The sequence below is a fragment of the Streptomyces sp. A3M-1-3 genome, assembly GCF_024213665.1.
Classification (GTDB): Bacteria; Actinomycetota; Actinomycetes; order Streptomycetales; family Streptomycetaceae; genus Streptomyces.
This window is the reverse complement of the sequence record NZ_JANAVP010000024.1, coordinates 26,383-47,390: the sequence shown is the minus strand read 5'-3', so window position 1 is coordinate 47,390 and position 21,008 is coordinate 26,383. Positions and strand designations below refer to the sequence as shown.

The following is a 21,008-nucleotide window of genomic DNA, read 5'->3' as shown; positions in this document are numbered from 1 at the left end:
GCCACAATGGAGGGCATGAGCGACAGTCCAGCCCCCCTCGCCGACCCGCACCTCACCTTCGACGCCGCCGAAGGCCGCCGGGACATCGTCATCCTCGGCTCCACCGGGTCCATCGGCACCCAGGCCATCGACCTGGTGCTGCGCAACCCCGGCCGCTTCCGGGTCACCGGGCTCTCGGCGGCCGGCGGCCGGGTCGGACTGCTCGCCGAGCAGGCCCGGCAGCTGCGCGTACGTACGGTCGCAGTCGCCCGCGAGGACGTGGTCCCCGCCCTGCGCGAGGCACTGAAGGCCCAGTACGGAAACGAACCCGCGCCCGAGATCCTGGCCGGCCCCGACGCCGCCACCGCGCTCGCCGCGAGCGACTGCCACACCGTACTGAACGGCATCACCGGCTCGATCGGCCTGGCACCCACCCTCGCCGCCCTCGAAGCCGGCCGCACCCTCGCCCTCGCCAACAAGGAGTCGCTCATCGTCGGCGGCCCGCTCGTCAAGGCGCTCGCCAAGCCCGGCCAGATCATCCCGGTCGACTCCGAGCACGCCGCACTCTTCCAGGCCCTCGCCGCCGGCAACCGCGCCGACGTCCGCAAGCTGGTCGTCACCGCCTCCGGCGGCCCCTTCCGCGGCCGTACGAAGGCGGAGCTGGCCCACGTCACGCCGGAGGACGCCCTCGTGCATCCCACCTGGGCGATGGGCCCGATGATCACCATCAACTCCGCGACCCTGGTCAACAAGGGGCTGGAGGTCATCGAGGCGCACCTGCTCTACGACATCCCGTTCGAGCGAATCGAGGTCGTCGTCCACCCTCAGTCCTATGTCCACTCGATGGTGGAATTCACCGACGGCTCGACGCTCGCGCAGGCCACGCCGCCCGACATGCGCGGCCCCATCGCCATCGGCCTCGGCTGGCCGGAAAGGGTCCCCGGCGCCGCCCCCGCCTTCGACTGGTCAAAGGCGTCGACCTGGGAGTTCTTCCCGCTCGACACGGACGCCTTCCCGTCCGTCGGACTCGCCCGGCTCGTGGGCCACCTGGGCGGCACCGCTCCCGCGGTGTTCAATGCGGCGAACGAGGAGTGCGTGGACGCTTTTCTCGGCGGCCGGCTGCCGTTCAACGGAATCGTGGATACGGTCGCCGCAGTGGTCGCGGACCACGGCACCCCCCGTACGGGAACTTCCCTCACCGTCGAGGACGTCATGGAAGCAGAGACCTGGGCACGGGCCAGGGCCCGTGAACTGGCAGCTAAGGCAACAGCGGAGGCTCGCGCATGACGATTCTGATGACGGTCCTCGGCGTAGTCGTCTTCGCGATCGGCCTGCTCTTCTCCATCGCGTGGCACGAGCTGGGACACTTGTCGACGGCCAAGCTCTTCGGCATCCGCGTGCCGCAGTACATGGTCGGCTTCGGCCCGACCCTCTGGTCACGGCACAAGGGTGAGACGGAGTACGGGATCAAGGCGATCCCGATGGGCGGCTACATCCGCATGATCGGGATGTTCCCGCCCGGCGACGACGGCAAGGTCACTGCCCGCTCGACCTCGCCCTGGCGCTCGATGATCGAGGACGCGCGCTCGGCCGCGTTCGAGGAGCTGAAGCCCGGCGACGAGACCCGGCTGTTCTACACGCGCAAGCCGTGGAAGCGCGTGATCGTGATGTTCGCTGGCCCGTTCATGAATCTGATCCTCGCGGTGGCGATCTTCCTCAGCGTGATGATGACCTTCGGCATCAACACCCAGACCACCACCGTCGGCAAGGTCTCCGACTGCGTCATCCAGCAGAGCGAGAACCGCGACACCTGCAAGCCGACCGACCAGGCCGCCCCCGCCAAGGCCGCGGGCCTCAAGGCGGGCGACAAGATCGTCGCGTTCAACGGTGACCGGACCGAGGACTGGGCCACGCTGCAGAAGCACATCCGCGAGACCGTCGGCCCCGCCACGATCACCGTCGAGCGCGCCGGACAGCAGCTGGAGCTGAAGGCCAATCTCATAGAGAACCAGGTCAGCAAGATAGACGGCGAGGGCGGCTCCATCGAGGGCCAGTACGTCGTCGCCGGCTTCCTCGGCTTCAGCCCGGCCAGCGGCATCGTCGAGCAGTCCTTCGGCCAGTCCGTGGACCGCATGGGCGACATGATGCAGACCGGTGTCGAGTCACTGATCGCCCTCCCGTCCAAGGTCCCCGACCTGTGGGACGCGGCCTTCGGCGACGGCGAGCGCAAGCAGGACTCCCCGATGGGCGTGGTCGGCGCGGCCCGGGTCAGCGGCGACATCGTCAACCTGGACATCCCACCGGAGAACCAGGTCGCGATGTTCCTGTTCCTGGTCGCGGGCTTCAACCTCTCGCTGTTCCTGTTCAACATGCTGCCGCTGCTCCCGCTCGACGGCGGGCACATCGCGGGAGCGATGTGGGAGTCGGTACGCCGCCACCTGGCCCGCCTCTTCAGACGCCCGGACCCGGGCCCGTTCGACGTGGCAAAGCTGATGCCGGTCGCCTATGTGGTGGCAGGAGTCTTCGTCTGCTTCACGCTCCTGGTCCTGGTCGCCGATGTCGTCAACCCGGTGCGGATCTCATAGCCGGAGAATTCGGCACAAAATGGAACCGATGCATGTCTTCCTGTCACCCCCAGTGGTGACGTGCATCGTTCCTGACAGGTCCGCCCGCCATTGGGTGGACTTCCAGGCGGGGTGCACAGCAGCCGCACGCCGTGCCGTAACCTCGAAGACTGGAGCCCGCCGATCTCGGGACCTTGATCCACACTTGGGGTTGCACAGCAGATGACTGCAATTTCTCTCGGAATGCCGGCCATTCCGACGAAGCTCGCGGACCGAAGGGTCAGCCGGAAGATCCAGGTCGGCACGGTGGCCGTCGGTGGGGACGCGCCCGTGTCGGTGCAGTCGATGACCACCACCCGGACCTCCGACATCGGTGCCACGCTGCAGCAGATCGCCGAGCTGACGGCGTCGGGCTGCCAGATCGTACGGGTCGCCTGTCCGACCCAGGACGACGCGGACGCGCTCGCCACCATTGCCAGGAAGTCCCAGATCCCGGTGATCGCGGACATCCACTTCCAGCCGAAGTACGTCTTCGCGGCGATCGACGCGGGCTGCGCGGCGGTCCGGGTCAACCCGGGCAACATCAAGCAGTTCGACGACAAGGTCAAGGAGATCGCCAAGGCGGCCTCCGCCACCGGTACGCCGATCCGGATCGGCGTCAACGCCGGCTCCCTGGACGCGCGGCTGCTGCAGAAGTACGGCAAGGCGACGCCCGAGGCGCTGGTCGAGTCGGCGCTGTGGGAGGCCTCCCTCTTCGAGGAGCACGGCTTCCGTGACATCAAGATCTCGGTCAAGCACAACGACCCGGTCGTGATGGTCAACGCCTACCGGCAGCTCGCCGCGCAGTGTGACTACCCGCTGCACCTCGGCGTCACCGAGGCCGGTCCCGCCTTCCAGGGCACCATCAAGTCGGCGGTCGCCTTCGGCGCGCTGCTGAGCGAGGGCATCGGCGACACCATCCGCGTCTCGCTGTCCGCGCCGCCCGCGGAGGAGGTCAAGGTCGGTATCCAGATCCTGGAGTCGCTGAACCTGCGCCAGCGACGCCTGGAGATCGTCTCGTGCCCGTCCTGCGGCCGCGCCCAGGTCGACGTGTACAAGCTCGCCGACCAGGTCTCCGCCGGTCTGGAAGGCATGGAGGTGCCGTTGCGCGTCGCCGTCATGGGCTGCGTCGTCAACGGTCCCGGCGAGGCGCGCGAGGCCGACCTCGGCGTCGCCTCGGGCAATGGCAAGGGCCAGATCTTTGTGAAGGGCGAGGTCATCAAGACCGTCCCCGAGTCGAAGATCGTCGAGACGCTGATCGAAGAGGCGTTGAAGATCGCCGAGCAGATGGAGAAGGACGGGGTTCTCTCCGGGGAGCCCGAGGTGTCGGTCAGCTGACCCTCGTAGGACCATGGCCGGCCCCGTTCCCGCAGCTCCGCGGGGGCGGGGCCGCTCGCTGGGGTTCTTACGGAGTCCTTATCCGGGGACGGCGGGCCGCAGCGGCGCCGGGTACAGTGCGGAGATCAGCAGAACCGCATGGTGAGGCCCCCGCAACGTGTTGACGCAGACCACCACCCGGGTCCTCGAGCCCAGCGATCTCGACGCCGCGCTCGAGGTACTCGGCCGCGACCCGGTCGCCAACGCGTTCGTCGCCTCCCGGGTGCAGGTCGCCGGGCTCGACCCCTGGCGGCTCGGAGGCGAGATGTGGGGCTGGTACGCGGAAGGGGAGCTGCGCTCCCTCTGCTACGCCGGGGCCAATCTTGTGCCGATCTGCGCGACCCCCGAGGCGGTACGGGCCTTCGCCGACCGCGCCCGCCGGACCGGCCGTCGCTGCTCCTCGATCGTCGGCCCCGCCGAGTCGACCGGGGTGCTGTGGAAGCTCCTGGAACCGAGCTGGGGCCCGGCCCGTGACGTCCGCCCCAACCAGCCGCTGATGATCACCGAGCAGCCGGCGGCCAAGGTGGTGCCGGACCCGCACGTCCGCCGGATCCGCAAGGACGAGATGGACCTGATCATGCCGGCGTGCGTGTCGATGTTCACCGAGGAGGTGGGCGTCTCGCCGCTGGCCGGCGACGGCGGGCTGCTCTACCAGGCGAGAGTCGCCGAACTGGTCGGTTCCGGGCGGTCGTTCGCCCGGATAGAAGACGGCAAGGTCCTCTTCAAGGCCGAGATCGGGGCGGCCACCCCGCAGGCATGCCAGATCCAAGGGGTCTGGGTGGACCCGGAGTTCCGCGGCCGCGGCCTGTCGGAGACGGGTATGGCCGCGGTGCTGCGCTACGCGCTGGCCGATGTGGCGCCCGTGGTCAGCCTGTACGTGAACGACTTCAACACCGCGGCGAGGGCGGCGTACCGCAGGGTCGGCTTCCGTGAGGTCGGGGCCTTCATGAGCGTGTTGTTCTGAGAGGTAGTCTCCCCGGCATGCTGGATTCTCCCGGGGAACCCCGGACCCCGGACGATGTTGTGGTCGCCCCGCTCGACCTCGCCACGCGCGTCGACGAGGCGCTGGCCGTGCAGGCGCTCGCCTTCGGTCTCAGCGCGGACGAGATGGGGGTGCGCCGGCACATCGTGCTGCGGCATCTGACCAGCCGGGGCGCCCGCGCGCGGGGCGCGACGACCGCCGACGGACGGCTGGTCGGCTTTGTGTACGGGATGCCCAACGACCGTACGCACTGGTGGTCCACGGTCGTCGAACCGTATCTGCGCAACGCGGGCCTGGACGACTGGCTGGACGACGCGTTCGTCATCACCGAGCTGCATGTGCACCCGGACTTCCAGGGCCGCGGCATCGGCCGGGAGCTGATCACCGACATCACCGACACCGCCGGGCTGCCGCGCTCGATCCTCTCCGCGATCGACACCGAGAGTCCGGCCCGCGGCCTGTACCGCGACCTCGGCTACACCGACCTCGCGCGGCAGGTCCACTTCCCGAGTGCTCCGCAGCCGTACGCGGTGATGGGCGCCCCGCTGCCGCTGCGCCGCCACCGATAACCGATTTCCGCCCGCCCCTCGGCCCCGGTTAACCTCCTGGCATCACCCGACCGCACGCAGGAGTATCACCATGGCCCAGGTCCAGCGCATGTCCCGTCTGATGGTCAAGACATTGCGCGACGACCCGGCGGACGCCGAGACACTCAGCCACAAGCTGCTGGTCCGCGCCGGCTATGTGCGCCGGAACTCGGCCGGTATCTGGACCTGGCTGCCGCTGGGCAAGAAGGTGCTCGACAACATCTCGCGTGTGGTGCGCGAGGAGATGGACGCGATCGGCGCCCAGGAGGTGCTGCTCCCCGCGCTGCTGCCGAAGGAGCCGTACGAGGCGAGCGGTCGCTGGGAGGAGTACGGAGACCTGCTCTTCCGTCTCAAGGACCGCAAGGGCGGCGACTATCTCCTCGGCCCGACCCACGAGGAGATCTTCACGCAGGTCGTCAAGGACCAGTGCACGTCCTACAAGGACCTGCCGGTGATGCTGTACCAGATCCAGACGAAGTACCGGGACGAGGCGCGGCCGCGCTCGGGTGTGCTGCGCGGCCGTGAGTTCCAGATGAAGGACTCGTACTCGTTCGACACGACGGACGAGGGCCTGGCGCAGTCCTACGCGCTGCACCGCGAGGCGTACACCAAGATCTTCGCCCGTCTCGGTCTCGACTACCGCATCGTGTCCGCGGTGTCCGGTGCGATGGGCGGCTCGGCGTCCGAGGAGTTCCTGGCCCCGGCCGCGGCCGGGGAGGACACCTTCGTGGACTGCCCGGCCTGTGACTACGCGGCCAACACGGAGGCGGTGACCTTCAGGGCCGTGGCCGTGGACGGCTCCGGCCACGGACCGGTCGAGGAGCTGGACACCCCCGACACCCCGACCATCGAGTCGCTCGCCGAGTTCCTGTCCGTACCGGCCTCGGCGACCCTGAAGAACCTGCTGGTCAAGGTGGACGGCGAGATCACGGCCGTCGGTGTGCCCGGTGACCGCGAGGTGGACCTCGGCAAGCTGGGCGAGCACCTCGCGCCCGCCGTGGTCGAGCTGGTCACCGCCGAGGACTTCGCGGACCGGCCCGATCTCGTACGCGGATATGTCGGCCCGCAGGGCCTGGCCAAGGTCCGCTACATCGCCGACCCGCGCGTCGCGCCCGGCACGGCCTGGGTCACCGGTGCCAACAAGGCCGACACCCACGCCCGGAACGTCGTCTGCGGCCGGGACTTCGAGGTCGACGACTACCTCGACGTGGTCGTCGTCGAGGCGGGCGACCCCTGCCCGTCCTGCGGCACCGGCCTGAAGCTGGACCGCGCGATCGAGATCGGCCACATCTTCCAGCTCGGCCGCAAGTACGCCGACACGTTCGAGCTCGACGTGCTCGGCCGGCAGGGCAAGCCGGTCCGGGTGACGATGGGCTCGTACGGCATCGGTGTCTCCCGCGCGGTGGCGGCCCTCGCCGAGCAGACGGCGGACGGGCAGGGCCTGTGCTGGCCCGCCGAGGTCGCCCCGGCCGACGTCCACGTCGTCGCGGCGGGCAAGGCGCTGCAGACCGAGCTGGCTCTCGAGGTGTCCGGGAAGCTGGGCGCCGCGGGTGTCCGCGTCCTGGTCGACGACCGGGCCGGGGTCTCGCCGGGCGTGAAGTTCACCGATGCGGAGCTGATCGGCGTGCCGAAGATCCTCGTCGCGGGCCGCCGGTCCGCCGAGGGCGTGGTGGAGCTGAAGGACCGCCGTACCGGTGAGCGCGAGGAGCTGACGGTCGAAGAGGCGATCGCCCGCCTCACGGCGTAGCGCCCCGGGTTGTCAGAAGGAGTCGGTCCCCGCCGGCGTGCCGGGCGGCTGTCGCCAGTCCGGCCCGGGCGGGGCCGTCGCCGGCTCCACCGGGGCGTCGGCGTCCATGCCCGCGGCCGTGGCCGAGGCCGTGGCCGTACCCAAGCCCGTGTCCGGGTCCGTGTCCGGGTCCGGGTGCTGTGCGTTCAGCGTGGGCTTGGCCTTTGCCGGTTCCACCGGCGGCACCTTCGGCTCCCCGGGCTGCTGCGCCGCCCGCTCCAGGAAGCGCAGCAGCTCCACCGGGAAGGGCAGTACGAGGGTGGAGTTCTTCTCCGCCGCGACCGCCACCACGGTCTGGAGCAGCCGGAGTTGGAGCGCGGCAGGCTGCTCGGCCATGACACCGGCGGCTTGCGCGAGCTTCTTCGACGCCTGGAGTTCGGCGTCCGCGTTGATGACGCGGGCCCGGCGCTCCCGGTCCGCCTCGGCCTGCCGGGCCATGGAGCGCTTCATCGTCTCCGGCAGGGAGACGTCCTTGATCTCGACGCGGTCGATCTGCACGCCCCACCCCATGGCCGGGCTGTCGATCATCAGCTCCAGGCCCTGATTGAGTTTCTCGCGGTTGGAGAGCAGGTCGTCGAGGTCGCTCTTGCCGATGATCGAGCGCAGTGAGGTCTGCGCCATCTGGGAGACCGCGAACCGATAGTCCTCGACCCGTATGAGCGCGTCGGCAGCGTCGATCACCTTGAAATAGATCACGGCGTCCACCCGGACCGTGACGTTGTCGCGGGTGATGCCGTCCTGGGCGGGCACGGGCATCGTCACGATCTGCATGTTCACCTTGTGCAGCCGGTCCACGAACGGGACGATCATGGTGAACCCGGGCTGGCGTACGCCTGTGCGCAGCCGGCCGAAGCGGAGAACGACGCCCCGCTCGTACTGCTTGACGACTCTGGCCGCCGCGGCCGCGTACAGCACGACGACCGAGCCCGCCGCCACTCCTGCTGCCACCAGATCCTCGACCATCACGGCCCCCTGCCGTCCGAGTCGGGTGTTACGCCTACGTTATGCCCCGATTCACCCTCGGTCGACCCTCCTGAGCGGCCGAAAGCCCCGCCCGGCCCGGCTAGGGTCTTTCGTTTGGATCAGGCCGGATCAGTGAGCGGGGTCTGGTGCCGTGCATCGCAAGGCGGAGGAGGGAGCCATGGCGGAGCCCTGGCGACTGACGACAACGCGGCGAGGTGCGGTGCCAGACCCCGCGAGCCCGGCAAGATCCGAACGAGAGGCCCTAAAGCCAGCCGGCGAACTCCAGCAGCAGCTCCGCGTCCTGGTGCCGGCCGGCGCCCGCCGCCCGTACGCCCGACTCGACCGCGCGGAACAGCGTCCAACCGCGCAGCCGCTCGCGGTCCACGTCCAGCGCGTCTGCCAGCTTGTTCACCCGGCGGCGGGCGGCCGAGGCGCCGCCCGCCGTGGCGACCAGGTCCTCCAGGCGGTCCCGGACGAGCCGCGCGAGGTCGTACGCTCGTTCGCCGACCAGGGGCTCGGGGCCGACCGTCAGCCACGGCGCGCGCTCACCGGCGAGCACCTTGCCCTGCCGGAAGTTGCCGTGCAGCAGCAGTTCTTCCGGGGGGAGTGCGGTGAGCTCCTCCCGGACGGCCAGGGACTGGGAGGCGAGCGGCTGGGCCTCGGCGGGGGCGTCCTTCAGTGCGGTGGCCTGGCGTGCGGTGCGCTCGGAGACCGTCTCGAACCGGTGGCCGGGGGGCGGCTCGACCCACAGCCGCCGGATCGTTCCGGCCGCCTCCAGCACGGCCTTGGCTTCGGGCAGCGAACGCAGCGAGACCTCCGGATGCAGCCGCTCCAGCAGGAGCGCGCCGTCTTCGTGCCGCGTGTCGAGTGCCCGTACGGCGCCGAATCCGCCCCAGTGGGCGAGGGCGGCCTGTTCCAGATCGGGGCGGGCGGCGGGCGGGGCGATCTTCAGTGTCGCGGGGGTGCCGTCGGCGTACTGCACCAGGACGACGAGGCTGCTCCGGCCGCCCGGAACCTGCACCCGCTGGGCCCTCAACCCCCGCCGGGACAGTGCCTCCTGGGTCAGGCCGGGCAGGTGCTCCAGCCAGTCACCGGCGGTGTCTCCGAGCGTCTCGCCGAGCGCCCGTACAAGCCGCTCCGGCGGTTCGAAAGCCATGCGTGCGTGGTCCCCTTCAGGCTGCTTCAGGTGGTTTCTGGTGCTTCCGCTCGTTCGGCGAGCCCTGGGAAGGCTACGCCAGTGCCCCGCCAGCGCACGGCCCGGACCGCGGCCTCGCGCAGGGCGTCCGCGGCCTGGCGGCGCAGAGGGCCACGGGTGGCCCGTACGAGGTCGGAGTAGACGCCGGCGACCCGGTCCTCGATCTCGGCTGCCAGCCGCACCGCCGCGGTGCCGTCGGCGACCGCGAACGGCAGGGCGTACGCGGCGGCCGAGGGCTCGGGCTTGCCGCCGAGGTCGCGCGCGGTCCGCACCAGTGCGTCGCGCCGGGCGCGGTGGGCGTCGTACGCCTCCCGGGCCTCGGACCTGCGGTCCGCGTGCGCCCGGGCGCCGACCACCCCGTATCCGTAGACGGCGGCGTGCTCGGCGGCCAGGGCGGCCTGTACGGCGTCGAACTCGGCGGCACTCACTTCGGCTCTCCAGTCGTGAGCAGGTAGGCGTGTACGGCTCCGGAGGCCGCGACCGAGGCCAGCAGCCGGGCCAGCTCCCCGGGCGCCCCGAGCAGCGCGGCGGCCCGCGAATCGGCAGTCCGCCGCTCCGCCGCGGCAAGCGCGGCCAGCGCCTGCTCGGGCTCGCCGGGCACGGCATCGCCGAATCCGGCGAGCACACCCGCGCCGGCGGTGCCCGCGCCGGCGGTGCCCGCGCCGGCGGTGCCCGCGCCGGCGGTGCCCGCGCCGGCGGTGCCCGCGCCTGCGGCCGAGCCCGAACCGGACGGGCCGGCGGCCGAGCCCGAACCCGACGGGCCTGCGGCCGACGCAGGGCCCGACGGGCCGGCGGCTGTGCCCGACGCCGGGTCCGAACCGTGACCGGCAGCCGAGTCGGCGCCTGAGGTCGCGGCGCCCGAACCCGAGGGGCCGACGGCCGTGCCCGGGGCGGAGCCCGACCCCGCAGGGGCGGTCGCCGGCGCTCCCGGGGGCGCCGCGGTCTTCGGTGCCGGTGCGCCGAATGCCCTTGCGTGCGCCGCTACTTCCGCTCGCAGCGGGGCCAGCCGTGCGGCCAGTGCGGGGTGCGCCGCGGTTGTGGCGTCGTACCGCGCGAGCAGCAACGCGCTCTCCCGTGCGGCGCGCTCACGCGTCCGCTGATCGGCGGAGAGCGACGCGCGCTCGGCCTTGCCGCCGGCGGCATCGGTGGCGCGGTCGGAGCAGCCGGCGAGCAGCGCGGCGCCGGCCGCTCCGGCGGCGCCGGCCAGCAGGCTCCGTCTGCTTCTGCGCAGGGTGAACGGCACGGTGGGCGTCCTCGTGGGGTGCGAGTGGTGCGAGTGGGGGAAGTCAGGGCGCGTGAGCGCGTGATCACCGTACCTGTGGCGGTCGCGAACAGGGAGGACGGCAACACCCTCCGGGACCGGATACCCTTTGACCTGACACGCGACGATCCCAACAACAGCACACGCGGCCGAGGAGTCACCCGGATGAGTACGACCCCCCCAAGCGAGAGGCTGCGCGAACTGCTGGAACCGCTTGTCGCCGCCAAGGAGCTGGATCTCGAGGAGATCGAGGTGTCGCGGGCGGGGAAGCGGCGGATGCTGCGGATCATCGTGGATTCCGACGACGGCGTGGAGCTGGACGCCTGTGCCGAGCTGAGCCGGGCCATCTCCGAGAAGCTCGACGAGACGGACGCCATGGGGGAAGGCGAGTACGTCCTCGAGGTCAGCTCGCCGGGCGCGGACCGCCCGCTTTCCGAGCACCGCCACTACGTACGGGCCACCGGCCGCCTGGTCAAGCTGACCCTGCACGAGGACGGCGAGCTGGTCGCCCGCATCCTCCAGGTGGACGACGAGGGGCTCGACCTCGAGGTTCCGGGCGTGAAGGGGCGCAAGCCCACCACCCGCCGCGTCACCTTCGCCGAGATCGCCAAGGCGCGCGTCGAGATCGAGTTCAGCCGCAAGGACAAGAAGGAAGAGGAGGCGTAGCCGTGGACATCGACATGAGTGCCCTGCGGGGTCTGGTCCGGGAGAAGGAGATCTCCTTCGACCTGCTGGTCGAGGCGATCGAGTCGGCCCTCCTCATCGCGTACCACCGCACCGAGGGCAGCTACCGCCGCGCCCGTGTGGAGCTGGACCGCACCAACGGCCATGTGGTCGTGTGGGCCAAGGAGGACCCGGCCGACCTCGAAGAAGGCCAGGAGCCGCAGGAGTTCGACGACACCCCGACCGGCTTCGGCCGGATCGCCGCCACCACCGCGAAGCAGGTCATCCTCCAGCGTCTGCGTGACGCCGAGGACGAGATCACTTTCGGTGAGTTCGCCGGACGCGAGGGCGATGTCGTCACCGGCGTCGTCCAGCAGGGCAAGGACCCGAAGAACGTCCTGGTCGACATCGGCAAGATGGAAGCCATGCTTCCGGTACAGGAGCAGGTGCCGGGCGAGGAGTACAAGCACGGCCTGCGGCTGCGTACGTACGTCGTACGGGTGGCCAAGGGGGTGCGCGGTCCGTCCGTGACGCTCTCGCGCACCCACCCCAACCTGGTGAAGAAGCTCTTCGCGATGGAGGTCCCGGAAATCGCGGACGGTTCCGTGGTCATCGAGGCGATCGCCCGCGAGGCCGGGCACCGGACGAAGATCGCGGTGCGCTCCACGCGCTCCGGGCTCAACCCGAAGGGCGCCTGCATCGGCCCGATGGGCGGCCGGGTGCGCGCGGTCATGGCCGAGCTGCACGGCGAGAAGATCGACATCGTGGACTGGTCGGACGACCCGGCGGAGATGGTCGCGCACGCGCTGTCCCCGGCCCGGGTCAGCAGGGTCGAGATCGTGGACATGGCCTCGCGCTCTGCGCGGGTGACGGTCCCCGACTACCAGCTGTCGCTCGCCATCGGCAAGGAGGGCCAGAACGCCCGCCTCGCCGCCCGGCTGACCGGCTGGCGCATCGACATCCGCCCGGACACCGAGCAGGGGTCGGACCAGGCCCCGGACCAGGACTGACCCCGGCAGGCAGGGTCGGTCAGGGAACAAATCCGGCCGGGATCCCGCTGGGGTTCCGAAGGGATTTCGACAACATCCGTTCGATTCTTGCCCCAATGAGGTGAGGTCGGTGCGGGGAGGTAGACTTAAGCGTGTCTGGCCGGACGCATGCCCGCGCATGCCCTGAGCGAACCTGTGTGGGATGCCGGGAGCGAGCGGCCAAGAGCGATCTGCTGCGCATCGTGGCGGTCGAGGGCGAATGTGTCCCCGATCCTCGCGGTACGCTGCCCGGCCGGGGTGCGTATCTGCACCCCGCCCTGGTCTGTATCGACCTGGCGGTCCGCCGCCGGGCGTTCACCCGGGCCTTCAGGGTCCGGGAAGCGCTCGATACCGCGGAAGTACGCCGAGCAGTCGAGCAGAGAGTCGCAGAGAAGGCGACACCGTAAGAAGAAGTACGGCACGGAGCACCGTGCGGTCAGGTACCTCGCGAGTTGGAAGTAGGTCGAGATTGCGATGAGCACTCGATGAGTACGCGATGAGTACGCCCATGAAGTAGCGACGGTCCGGCGTAACCCGGACCTAAAAGGAGCGAAGTGGCTAAGGTCCGGGTATACGAACTCGCCAAGGAGTTCGGGGTGGAGAGCAAGGTCGTCATGGCCAAGCTCCAAGAACTCGGTGAATTCGTCCGTTCGGCATCCTCGACGATCGAGGCGCCGGTAGTACGCAAGTTGACTGACGCTTTGCAGGGGCCCGGCGGCAACGCCGGCAAGACCGCTGCCAAGCCCGGCGCGCCTCGTAAGGCGACGCCTGCCAAGCCCGCCGCGCCGTCCCCGGCCGCGGCGGCCCGTCCTGCTGCCCCGAAGCCCGGCGCCCCGGCCCCCAAGCCGGCCGCCGCCGAGGCCCCCGTGAGCAGCACCCCGGTGACTCCGGCCGCTACCGGCCCGCGTCCCGGTCCCAAGGCTCCGGCCCCGAAGCCCGCCCCGGCGGCTCCGGCCCCGGCGGCGCCCGAGTTCACCGCGCCTCCGGCGGCTCCGGCCGCCCCGCGTTCCGGTGGCGCCGGCGCCCCGCGCCAGGACGGCCCCCGTCCGGCGGCGTCCCGTCCGTCCACTCCCGGCCAGGGCGGTGCCCGCCCCACGGGTGCCCCCCGTCCCGGTGGCGAGCGTCCGGCACGTCCCGGTGGCGCTCAGGCCCCGCGTCCGGGCGGTGCCCGTCCCGCGGGTCCCCGTCCCGGCAACAACCCGTTCACCTCGGGTGGCTCCACCGGCATGGCGCGCCCCCAGGCGCCCCGTCCCGGCGGTGCCCCGCGCCCCGGCGGCGGTCAGGACCGTCCCGGCGGCCCGCGTCCGCAGGGTGCCCCCGGCGGCGCTCCGCGCCCGCAGAGCCAGGGTGGCGCTCGTCCGACCCCCGGTGGCATGCCCCGTCCGCAGGGTGCCCGTCCGGGCCCCGGCGGCCCCGGTGGTGCCCCCGGTAACCGCCCGAACCCGGGCATGATGCCGCAGCGTCCGGCTGCCGGTCCCCGTCCTGGTGGCGGTCCCGGCGGCGGTGGCCGTGGTCCCGGCGGCGGCGCAGGCCGTCCCGGTGGCGCCGGTCGTCCGGCCGGCGGTGGCTTCCAGGGCCGTCCGGCAGGTCCCGGCGGCGGCGGTCGTCCCGGTGGCGGCGGCGGTTTCGCCGGTCGTCCCGGTGGCGGTGGCGCTCCCGGTGGCGGTGGTGGCGGCGGCTTCGGCGGTCGTCCCGGCTTCGGCGGTCGTCCCGGCGGCCCCGGTGGCCGTGGTGGCACACAGGGTGCGTTCGGCCGTCCCGGCGGTCCGGCGCGTCGTGGCCGTAAGTCGAAGCGGCAGAGGCGCCAGGAGTACGAGGCCATGCAGGCCCCGTCCGTCGGCGGCGTGATGCTGCCTCGCGGCAACGGACAGACCGTCCGCCTGTCGCGCGGTGCGTCCCTCACCGACTTCGCGGAGAAGATCAACGCCAACCCGGCGTCGCTCGTCGCCGTGATGATGAACCTCGGCGAGATGGTCACTGCCACGCAGTCCGTCTCCGACGAGACCCTCCAGCTGCTCGCCGACGAGATGAACTACGTCGTCGAGATCGTCAGCCCGGAGGAGGAGGACCGCGAGCTGCTCGAGTCCTTCGACATCGAGTTCGGCGAGGACGAGGGCGGCGAGGAGATGCTCGTCTCCCGTCCGCCGGTCGTGACCGTCATGGGTCACGTCGACCACGGTAAGACCCGGCTGCTGGACGCCATCCGCAAGACGAACGTCGTCGCGGGCGAGGCCGGCGGTATCACGCAGCACATCGGTGCGTACCAGGTCGGTACCGAGGTCAACGGTGAAGAGCGCAGGATCACCTTCATCGACACCCCGGGTCACGAGGCGTTCACCGCCATGCGTGCCCGTGGTGCCAAGTCCACCGACATCGCGATCCTGGTCGTCGCGGCCAACGACGGTGTCATGCCGCAGACGGTCGAGGCGCTGAACCACGCGAAGGCGGCCAACGTGCCGATCGTCGTCGCGGTCAACAAGATCGACGTCGAGGGCGCGGACCCGACCAAGGTGCGCGGTCAGCTCACCGAGTTCGGTCTCGTGGCCGAGGAGTACGGCGGCGACACCATGTTCGTCGACATCTCCGCCAAGCAGGGTCTGCACATCGACAGCCTGCTGGAGGCCGTGGTCCTCACCGCGGACGCCTCGCTGGACCTCCGGGCCAACGAGCAGATGGACGCGCAGGGTATTGCGATCGAGGCCCACCTCGACCGTGGCCGCGGCGCCGTCGCCACCGTGCTCGTCCAGCGCGGAACGCTCCGCGTCGGTGACACGATGGTCGCCGGTGACGCGTACGGCCGTGTCCGGGCGATGCTCGACGACAACGGCAACAACGTCGAGGAAGCGGGTCCGTCGACCCCCGTCCTGGTCCTGGGTCTCACTAACGTCCCCGGCGCCGGCGACAACTTCCTGGTCGTCGACGAGGACCGTACGGCCCGCCAGATCGCCGAGAAGCGCGCTGCGCGTGAGCGCAACGCCGCCTTCGCCAAGCGCACCCGCCGGGTGTCCCTCGAGGACCTCGACAAGGTGCTCAAGGCCGGTCTGGTCCAGGATCTCAACATCATCATCAAGGGCGACGCGTCCGGTTCGGTGGAGGCTCTCGAGTCCTCGCTGCTCCAGCTCGACGTCGGCGAAGAGGTGGAGATCCGGGTCCTGCACCGCGGTGTGGGTGCGGTCACCGAGTCCGACATCGACCTGGCGATGGGCTCCGACGCCATCGTCATCGGCTTCAACGTCCGTGCGGCCGGCCGTGCCGCGCAGATGGCGGAGCGCGAGGGTGTCGACGTCCGGTACTACTCGGTGATCTACCAGGCCATCGAGGAGATCGAGGCGGCCCTCAAGGGCATGCTCAAGCCGGAGTACGAAGAGGTCGAGCTCGGTACGGCGGAGATCCGCGAGGTCTTCCGCTCGTCCAAGCTGGGCAACATCGCGGGTGTTCTCATCCGCTCCGGCGAGGTCAAGCGCAACACCAAGGCGCGCCTCATCCGCGACGGCAAGGTCGTCGCGGAGGACCTCAACATCCAGGGTCTGCGTCGCTTCAAGGACGACGTCACCGAGATCCGCGAAGGGTTCGAGGGCGGTATCAACCTCGGCAACTTCAACGACATCAAGGTCGACGACGTCATCGCGACGTACGAGATGCGGGAGAAGCCGCGCGGCTAGTCCGCGCAGCGGGACCTGTACAGCGGTCCGGGGCCGGTCGGCGGAGCGTATTTCCGTCGATCGGCCCCGGCCGTTCCGTGTACGGTTTCTTGTGTCCCTGCCAATCGATGGCAGGGCCCTCGATCCCGTACCGGCGGGACATCCGGATCTGCATGTATGTGGGGACACTGTCCTTCGATCTGCTCCTCGGCGACGTACGGTCGTTGAAGGAGAAACGCTCCGTCGTCCGGCCGATCGTCGCCGAGCTCCAGCGCAAGTACGCGGTGAGCGTGGCCGAGGTCGGGAACCAGGATCTCCACCGCAGGGCCAGGATCGGCCTGGCGGCGGTGTCGGGGGACACGGGGCATCTGACGGACGTGCTGGACCGGTGCGAACGCCTGGTCGCCGCCCGTCCCGAAGTGGAGCTGCTGTCGGTGCGACGGCGGCTGCACGGCGACGAAGACTGACGACGAAGACTGAACTGTGCAAGAGAAAGCAAGAAAGAGGGAGACGGACCAGTGGCCGACAACGCGCGGGCGAAGAAGCTGGCGGACCTCATCCGGGAGGTGGTCGCCGAGAAGCTGCAGCGCGGCATCAAGGACCCGCGTCTGGGTACGCACGTGACCATCACGGACACCCGGGTCACCGGCGACCTGCGGGAGGCCACGGTCTTCTACACGGTCTACGGGGACGACGAGGACCGGGCGAGCGCGGCGGCGGGGCTGGAGAGCGCCAAGGGCATCCTCCGCTCGGCGGTCGGTGCGGCGGCGGGGACGAAGTTCACGCCGACCCTGGCTTTCGTGGCGGACGCGCTCCCGGAGAACGCCAAGACGATCGAGGACCTGCTGGACAAGGCGCGGGCTTCGGACGCCGCGGTGCGTGAGGCGTCCTCGGGCGCCGCGTACGCCGGCGAGCCCGACCCGTACCGCAAGCCGGGCGAGGACGAAGCCGCGGAATGAAAAGCACCACCACACCGGACGGCCTTGTCATTGTCGACAAGCCGTCCGGTTTCACTTCGCACGACGTCGTGGCCAAGATGCGCGGCATCGCCAGAACCCGCCGCGTCGGCCACGCGGGCACCCTCGACCCGATGGCGACGGGCGTCCTCGTCCTCGGTGTCGAGAAGGCCACCAAACTGCTCGGTCATCTCGCGCTGACCGAGAAGGAGTACCTCGGTACGGTCCGGCTCGGCCAGAACACCGTCACGGACGACGCGGAGGGCGACATCACCGCCTCCACCGACGCCACCGGGGTCACCCGCGAAGCCGTCGACGCGGGCGTGGCCAAGCTCACCGGCGCAATCATGCAGGTCCCGTCGAAGGTCAGCGCCATCAAGATCAGTGGTGTGCGCTCCTACAAGCGTGCACGTGAGGGCGAGGAGTTCGAGATCCCGGCCCGTCCGGTGACCGTCTCCTCGTTCCAGGTGTACGACATGCGCGAGGCCGTCGCCGAGGACGGGACGACTGTCGTCGACCTCGTCGTCTCGGTCGTCTGCTCCTCCGGTACGTACATCCGCGCCCTCGCCCGCGACCTCGGCGCGGACCTCGGCACCGGCGGGCACCTGACCGCGCTGCGGCGCACCCGGGTCGGCCCGTACAAGATCGACCGGGCGCGGACGCTCGACCAGCTCCAGGAGGAGCTGACCGTCATGCCGATCGCCGAGGCCGCTTCCGCCGCGTTCCCGCGCTGGGACGTGGACGAGAAGCGGGCCAGGCTGCTGATGAACGGCGTCCGCCTGGAGATGCCCGACGAGTACACCGCGGGGGCCGTCGCCGTCTTCGACCCCGAGGGCCGTTTCCTCGCCCTCGTGGAGAACAAGGGCGGCAAGGCGAAGAGCCTTGCGGTCTTCGCCTGACGGTGTGACTACCGTGGAGCGGTGAGTAAGGCAGGCAGGGTCCGCCGTACTCACCGCTCCACGATCCCCCTCGCAAGAGGTCTGTCCATCCCAGCCCCCGTATTCACCCCTTCGGGCAGGCGCTCGGAGTGAACCAGGGGGCACAAGGGGGGCGCGTTCGACTCGCGTTCTGTTCCGGGGGCTCGGCCTCGACCACTGGGCCGATGCGGGCCGAGGACCGCGAGCATGGCAGTCTTAGACCTGCGTAATGGGCAATCACTACAGGTTCGGGCGAGGAGCGGTCACAGTGCAGCGCTGGCGTGGCTTGGAGGACATCCCCCAGGACTGGGGACGCAGCGTCGTCACCATCGGCTCCTACGACGGCGTACACCGCGGTCACCAGCTGATCATCGGCCGGGCCGTGGCCCGTGCCCGCGAGCTGGGCCTGCCGTCCGTCGTGGTCACCTTCGACCCGCACCCGAGCGAGGTCGTACGCCCCGGCAGCCACCCGCCGCTGCTGGCACCGCACCACCGGCGCGCGGAACTGATGGCCGAGCTGGGCGTGGACGCGGTGCTGATCCTCCCCTTCACGGCGGAGTTCTCGCAGCTGTCGCCGGCCGATTTCATCGCGAAGGTACTTGTCGACAAACTGCATGCGCGGTCGGTCATCGAGGGCCCCAACTTCCGTTTCGGGCACCGGGCGGCGGGCAATGTGGCGTTCCTGTCCGAGCTCGGCCCGACGTACGACTACGACGTCGAGGTCGTCGACCTGTACGTACGCGGCGAGGCGGGCGGCGGCGAGCCCTTCTCCTCCACCCTGACCCGTCGGCTGGTCGTCGAGGGCGACGTCGAGGGCGCGGCCGAGATCCTTGGCCGTCCGCACCGCGTCGAGGGTGTCGTGGTGCGCGGTGCGCAGCGCGGCCGTGAGCTGGGCTACCCGACGGCCAACGTCGAGACGCTGCCGCACACCGCGATTCCGGCGGACGGCGTGTACGCGGGCTGGCTGACGGCGGCGGGCGAGCGGATGCCGGCGGCGATCTCGGTCGGTACGAACCCGCAGTTCGACGGCACGGAGCGGACCGTGGAGGCGTACGCGATCGACCGGGTCGGTCTCGACCTCTACGGGCTGCATGTCGCCGTGGACTTCCTCGCCTATGTGCGGGGCCAGGAGAAGTTCGACTCGATCGAGTCGCTGCTCGAGGCGATCGCGGACGATGTGAAGCGCTCGCGGGAGCTGATCGAGGCGTACGACGCGAAGTAGGTTCTGCAGTACAGCAGTTGAGGGCTCGCACCGCGGAGACGGTGCGAGCCCTCGCTGCTTGTCCGGCTACAGCCTGCCCGGCTACTGCTGGGGCGGCTGCTGCGGCCAGCCGGGCGGCACCGGGCCCTGACCCTGGGGGCCGGCCTGCGGGGGCTGCTGCCAGCCAGGCTGTGGCGGCTGCTGCGGCGGGTACGGCTGTGCCGGGGGCTGCTGCCGGCCGCCGTACGGCTGCTGCTGGGGCGGCTGCTGGGGCGGGTACGGCTGCTGCTGCGGCGGCCGGCCGGGGTAGCCCTGCCGGCCGCCGGCGCCGGGCATTGGCGGAGCCAGATGCGGCGGCGGGTTGCCGTCGGCCGTCCACAGGCCCTGCTGCTGCTGGGCGCGTACGAAGTCCTCGGCCACCAGCGCGGAGAGGTTGAAGTACGCCTCCCGAGTCTTCGGCCGCATCATGTCGAGGTCCACCTCGGCGCCGGCCGACAGGTGCTCGTCGAAGGGTACGACGACGACTGCGCGGCAGCGCGTCTCGAAGTGCTGCACGATGTCGTCGACCTTGATCATCTTGCCGGTTTCCCGGACACCCGAGATGACCGTGAGGGAGCGCGAGACGAGGTCGGCGTAGCCGTGCGCGGAGAGCCAGTCGAGCGTGGTACTCGCGCTGCTCGCGCCGTCCACGGAGGGCGTCGAGATGATGATCAACTGGTCCGCGAGGTCCAGCACTCCGCGCATCGCGCTGTAGAGCAGGCCGGTACCGGAGTCGGTGAGGATGATCGGGTACTGCTTGCCCAGTACGTCGATCGCGCGCCGGTAGTCCTCGTCGTTGAAGGTGGTGGAGACCGCCGGGTCCACGTCGTTGGCGATGATCTCCAGCCCGGAGGGTGCCTGTGAGGTGAACCGGCGGATGTCCATGTAGCTGTTGAGGTACGGGATCGCCTGGACCAGGTCACGGATGGTGGCCCCGGTCTCGCGGCGCACGCGGCGGCCGAGCGTACCGGCGTCCGGGTTGGCGTCGATGGCCAGGATCTTGTCCTGCCGTTCGGTGGCCAGCGTCGCGCCGAGGGCGGTGGTCGTGGTGGTCTTGCCGACGCCGCCCTTGAGGCTGATGACGGCGATCCGGTAGCAGGACAGCACGGGCGTGCGGATCAGGTCGAGCTTGCGCTGCCGCTCGGCCTCCTCCTTCTTGCCGCCGAGCTTGAAGCGGGCGGCGGCGCCGGACGGGTTCCGGCTGCTCTTGGCCTTCTGCTTGTTGCGCAGCAGCCGGTCGGAGGACAGCTCCACGGCGGCCGTGTACCCGAGCGGGGCGCCCGGCACGGAACGCTGGCGCTGGTCATGCGCGACCGGAGTCGGCCACGCGGCCCCGGTACGGGGGTCGGCGGGCGCGCCGGGCCCGGCGGGAGGCTGGGGCTGCTGGGCGGACCAGGGCGCGGCCTGGCCCGGCTGCGGCGGGAACCCGTACCCGCCCTGCGAGGGCACGGAGGCGGATGCCGGGCCGTTGCCCCCGCCCTGCGGCGCAGGTGCGTGTGCCCCGGGCTGGGGGACCCCGTGGCCATCCTGCGGCTGGGGGAATCCGTACCCGTGCTGCGTTTGCTGCGCGGGGCTGTTGGGGCCGCCCGGTGCGTGGGGCGCGGTGGGCGCCGGGGGCTGGGGGAATCCGTACCCGTGCTGCGGGGCGGAGGTGGGTGCCTGACTCTGCGGAGCCGGGTGCGCGGTGGGCTGCGGGGAGCCGTCCTGCGGGGCAGGGGAGTTGGGTCCGGCCTGTGGGAATCCGTACCCGTCCTGCGTTTGCTGCGCGGGGCTGTTGGGGCCGCCCGGTGCGTGGGGCGCGGTGGGCGCCGGGGGCTGGGGGAATCCGTA

The 21,008-nt window shown here is 70.8% G+C and carries 19 protein-coding genes; 14 read left to right on the top strand and 5 right to left on the bottom strand.

All coding sequences use genetic code 11. From position 1 onward, the window contains the following. Positions 1-15: 15 nt before the first annotated feature. The 6 genes from dxr (at position 16) to NLX86_RS24650 (ending at position 7,275) form a co-directional block, all read left to right on the top strand. A complete protein-coding gene (gene dxr, locus NLX86_RS24675; protein ID WP_254373967.1) occupies positions 16-1,266 on the top strand; it encodes a 1-deoxy-D-xylulose-5-phosphate reductoisomerase in 1,251 nt (416 codons plus the stop codon). After that, complete coding sequence (locus tag NLX86_RS24670) at positions 1,263-2,564, top strand: RIP metalloprotease (RefSeq protein ID WP_254373966.1); 1,302 nt, start codon at positions 1,263-1,265, stop codon at positions 2,562-2,564. The genes dxr and NLX86_RS24670 overlap by 4 nt, the downstream gene beginning before the upstream one ends. 201 nt (positions 2,565-2,765) lie before the next feature. Continuing rightward, complete coding sequence (ispG, locus tag NLX86_RS24665) at positions 2,766-3,920, top strand: flavodoxin-dependent (E)-4-hydroxy-3-methylbut-2-enyl-diphosphate synthase (RefSeq protein ID WP_254373965.1); 1,155 nt, start codon at positions 2,766-2,768, stop codon at positions 3,918-3,920. A 157-nt stretch (positions 3,921-4,077) separates the two neighbouring features. Continuing rightward, on the top strand, positions 4,078-4,923 hold the full coding sequence (locus NLX86_RS24660) for a GNAT family N-acetyltransferase (protein ID WP_254373964.1): 846 nt from the start codon (positions 4,078-4,080) through the stop codon (positions 4,921-4,923). 17 nt (positions 4,924-4,940) lie between these two features. After that, positions 4,941-5,510, top strand: a complete 570-nt coding sequence (locus NLX86_RS24655; protein ID WP_254373963.1) for a GNAT family N-acetyltransferase — start codon at positions 4,941-4,943, stop codon at positions 5,508-5,510. A 70-nt stretch (positions 5,511-5,580) separates the two neighbouring features. Next, positions 5,581-7,275, top strand: a complete 1,695-nt coding sequence (locus NLX86_RS24650) for a proline--tRNA ligase (protein ID WP_254373962.1) — start codon at positions 5,581-5,583, stop codon at positions 7,273-7,275. A 12-nt stretch (positions 7,276-7,287) separates the two neighbouring features. Here NLX86_RS24650 and NLX86_RS24645 read toward each other — a convergent pair whose 3' ends face one another. From NLX86_RS24645 to NLX86_RS24630, 4 genes are all read right to left on the bottom strand, one after another. Next, positions 7,288-8,277 (bottom strand): slipin family protein, encoded by a 990-nt coding sequence (locus NLX86_RS24645; protein WP_254373961.1) that lies wholly within the window; start codon positions 8,275-8,277, stop codon positions 7,288-7,290. Between the two features lie 262 nt (positions 8,278-8,539). After that, positions 8,540-9,433: an aminoglycoside phosphotransferase family protein gene (locus NLX86_RS24640; protein WP_254373960.1), complete on the bottom strand. Its 894-nt coding sequence runs from the start codon at positions 9,431-9,433 to the stop codon at positions 8,540-8,542. 26 nt (positions 9,434-9,459) lie between these two features. Next, positions 9,460-9,900, bottom strand: a complete 441-nt coding sequence (locus NLX86_RS24635; RefSeq protein WP_254373959.1) for a ferritin-like domain-containing protein — start codon at positions 9,898-9,900, stop codon at positions 9,460-9,462. Then, positions 9,897-10,715: a hypothetical protein gene (locus tag NLX86_RS24630; RefSeq protein WP_254373958.1), complete on the bottom strand. Its 819-nt coding sequence runs from the start codon at positions 10,713-10,715 to the stop codon at positions 9,897-9,899. Before NLX86_RS24630 ends, NLX86_RS24635 begins: the two co-directional genes overlap by 4 nt. A gap of 183 nt (positions 10,716-10,898) precedes the next feature. Here NLX86_RS24630 and rimP point away from each other — a divergent pair, with 183 nt between their 5' ends. The 8 genes from rimP to NLX86_RS24590 all read left to right on the top strand — a co-directional run bounded on the left by rimP (position 10,899) and on the right by NLX86_RS24590 (position 19,160). Continuing rightward, on the top strand, positions 10,899-11,399 hold the full coding sequence (rimP, locus tag NLX86_RS24625) for a ribosome maturation factor RimP (protein WP_254373957.1): 501 nt from the start codon (positions 10,899-10,901) through the stop codon (positions 11,397-11,399). 2 nt (positions 11,400-11,401) lie between these two features. Further along, positions 11,402-12,406 (top strand): transcription termination factor NusA, encoded by a 1,005-nt coding sequence (nusA, locus tag NLX86_RS24620; protein ID WP_254373956.1) that lies wholly within the window; start codon positions 11,402-11,404, stop codon positions 12,404-12,406. A gap of 131 nt (positions 12,407-12,537) precedes the next feature. After that, on the top strand, positions 12,538-12,831 hold the full coding sequence (locus NLX86_RS24615) for a YlxR family protein (protein ID WP_254373955.1): 294 nt from the start codon (positions 12,538-12,540) through the stop codon (positions 12,829-12,831). A gap of 147 nt (positions 12,832-12,978) precedes the next feature. Further along, positions 12,979-16,086 carry a translation initiation factor IF-2 gene (gene infB / locus NLX86_RS24610; protein WP_254373954.1) on the top strand — a complete coding sequence of 1,036 codons (3,108 nt, stop codon included), beginning with the start codon at positions 12,979-12,981 and terminating at the stop codon, positions 16,084-16,086. Between the two features lie 152 nt (positions 16,087-16,238). Then, positions 16,239-16,532: a DUF503 domain-containing protein gene (locus NLX86_RS24605; RefSeq protein WP_254374023.1), complete on the top strand. Its 294-nt coding sequence runs from the start codon at positions 16,239-16,241 to the stop codon at positions 16,530-16,532. Between the two features lie 51 nt (positions 16,533-16,583). After that, positions 16,584-17,024 (top strand): 30S ribosome-binding factor RbfA, encoded by a 441-nt coding sequence (rbfA, locus tag NLX86_RS24600; protein ID WP_254373953.1) that lies wholly within the window; start codon positions 16,584-16,586, stop codon positions 17,022-17,024. Next, positions 17,021-17,920 carry a tRNA pseudouridine(55) synthase TruB gene (truB, locus tag NLX86_RS24595; RefSeq protein WP_254373952.1) on the top strand — a complete coding sequence of 300 codons (900 nt, stop codon included), beginning with the start codon at positions 17,021-17,023 and terminating at the stop codon, positions 17,918-17,920. Before rbfA ends, truB begins: the two co-directional genes overlap by 4 nt. A 286-nt stretch (positions 17,921-18,206) precedes the next feature. Next, positions 18,207-19,160 carry a bifunctional riboflavin kinase/FAD synthetase gene (locus tag NLX86_RS24590; RefSeq protein WP_254373951.1) on the top strand — a complete coding sequence of 318 codons (954 nt, stop codon included), beginning with the start codon at positions 18,207-18,209 and terminating at the stop codon, positions 19,158-19,160. Positions 19,161-19,241: 81 nt separating this feature from the next. Here the strand turns inward: NLX86_RS24590 and NLX86_RS24585 are convergent. Beyond that, positions 19,242-21,008, bottom strand: a 1,767-nt coding sequence (locus tag NLX86_RS24585) for a MinD/ParA family protein (protein WP_254373950.1), incomplete at its 5' end; no start/stop codon positions are given.

Coding starts and splice junctions, on each gene's coding strand:
- dxr (WP_254373967.1), top strand. CDS start 16: ATGAGCGACAGTCCAGCCCCCCTCGCCGACCCGCACCTCACCTTCGAC.
- NLX86_RS24670 (WP_254373966.1), top strand. CDS start 1,263: ATGACGATTCTGATGACGGTCCTCGGCGTAGTCGTCTTCGCGATCGGC.
- ispG (WP_254373965.1), top strand. CDS start 2,766: ATGACTGCAATTTCTCTCGGAATGCCGGCCATTCCGACGAAGCTCGCG.
- NLX86_RS24655 (WP_254373963.1), top strand. CDS start 4,941: ATGCTGGATTCTCCCGGGGAACCCCGGACCCCGGACGATGTTGTGGTC.
- NLX86_RS24650 (WP_254373962.1), top strand. CDS start 5,581: ATGGCCCAGGTCCAGCGCATGTCCCGTCTGATGGTCAAGACATTGCGC.
- NLX86_RS24645 (WP_254373961.1), bottom strand. CDS start 8,277: ATGGTCGAGGATCTGGTGGCAGCAGGAGTGGCGGCGGGCTCGGTCGTC.
- NLX86_RS24640 (WP_254373960.1), bottom strand. CDS start 9,433: ATGGCTTTCGAACCGCCGGAGCGGCTTGTACGGGCGCTCGGCGAGACG.
- rimP (WP_254373957.1), top strand. CDS start 10,899: ATGAGTACGACCCCCCCAAGCGAGAGGCTGCGCGAACTGCTGGAACCG.
- NLX86_RS24605 (WP_254374023.1), top strand. CDS start 16,239: ATGTATGTGGGGACACTGTCCTTCGATCTGCTCCTCGGCGACGTACGG.
- truB (WP_254373952.1), top strand. CDS start 17,021: ATGAAAAGCACCACCACACCGGACGGCCTTGTCATTGTCGACAAGCCG.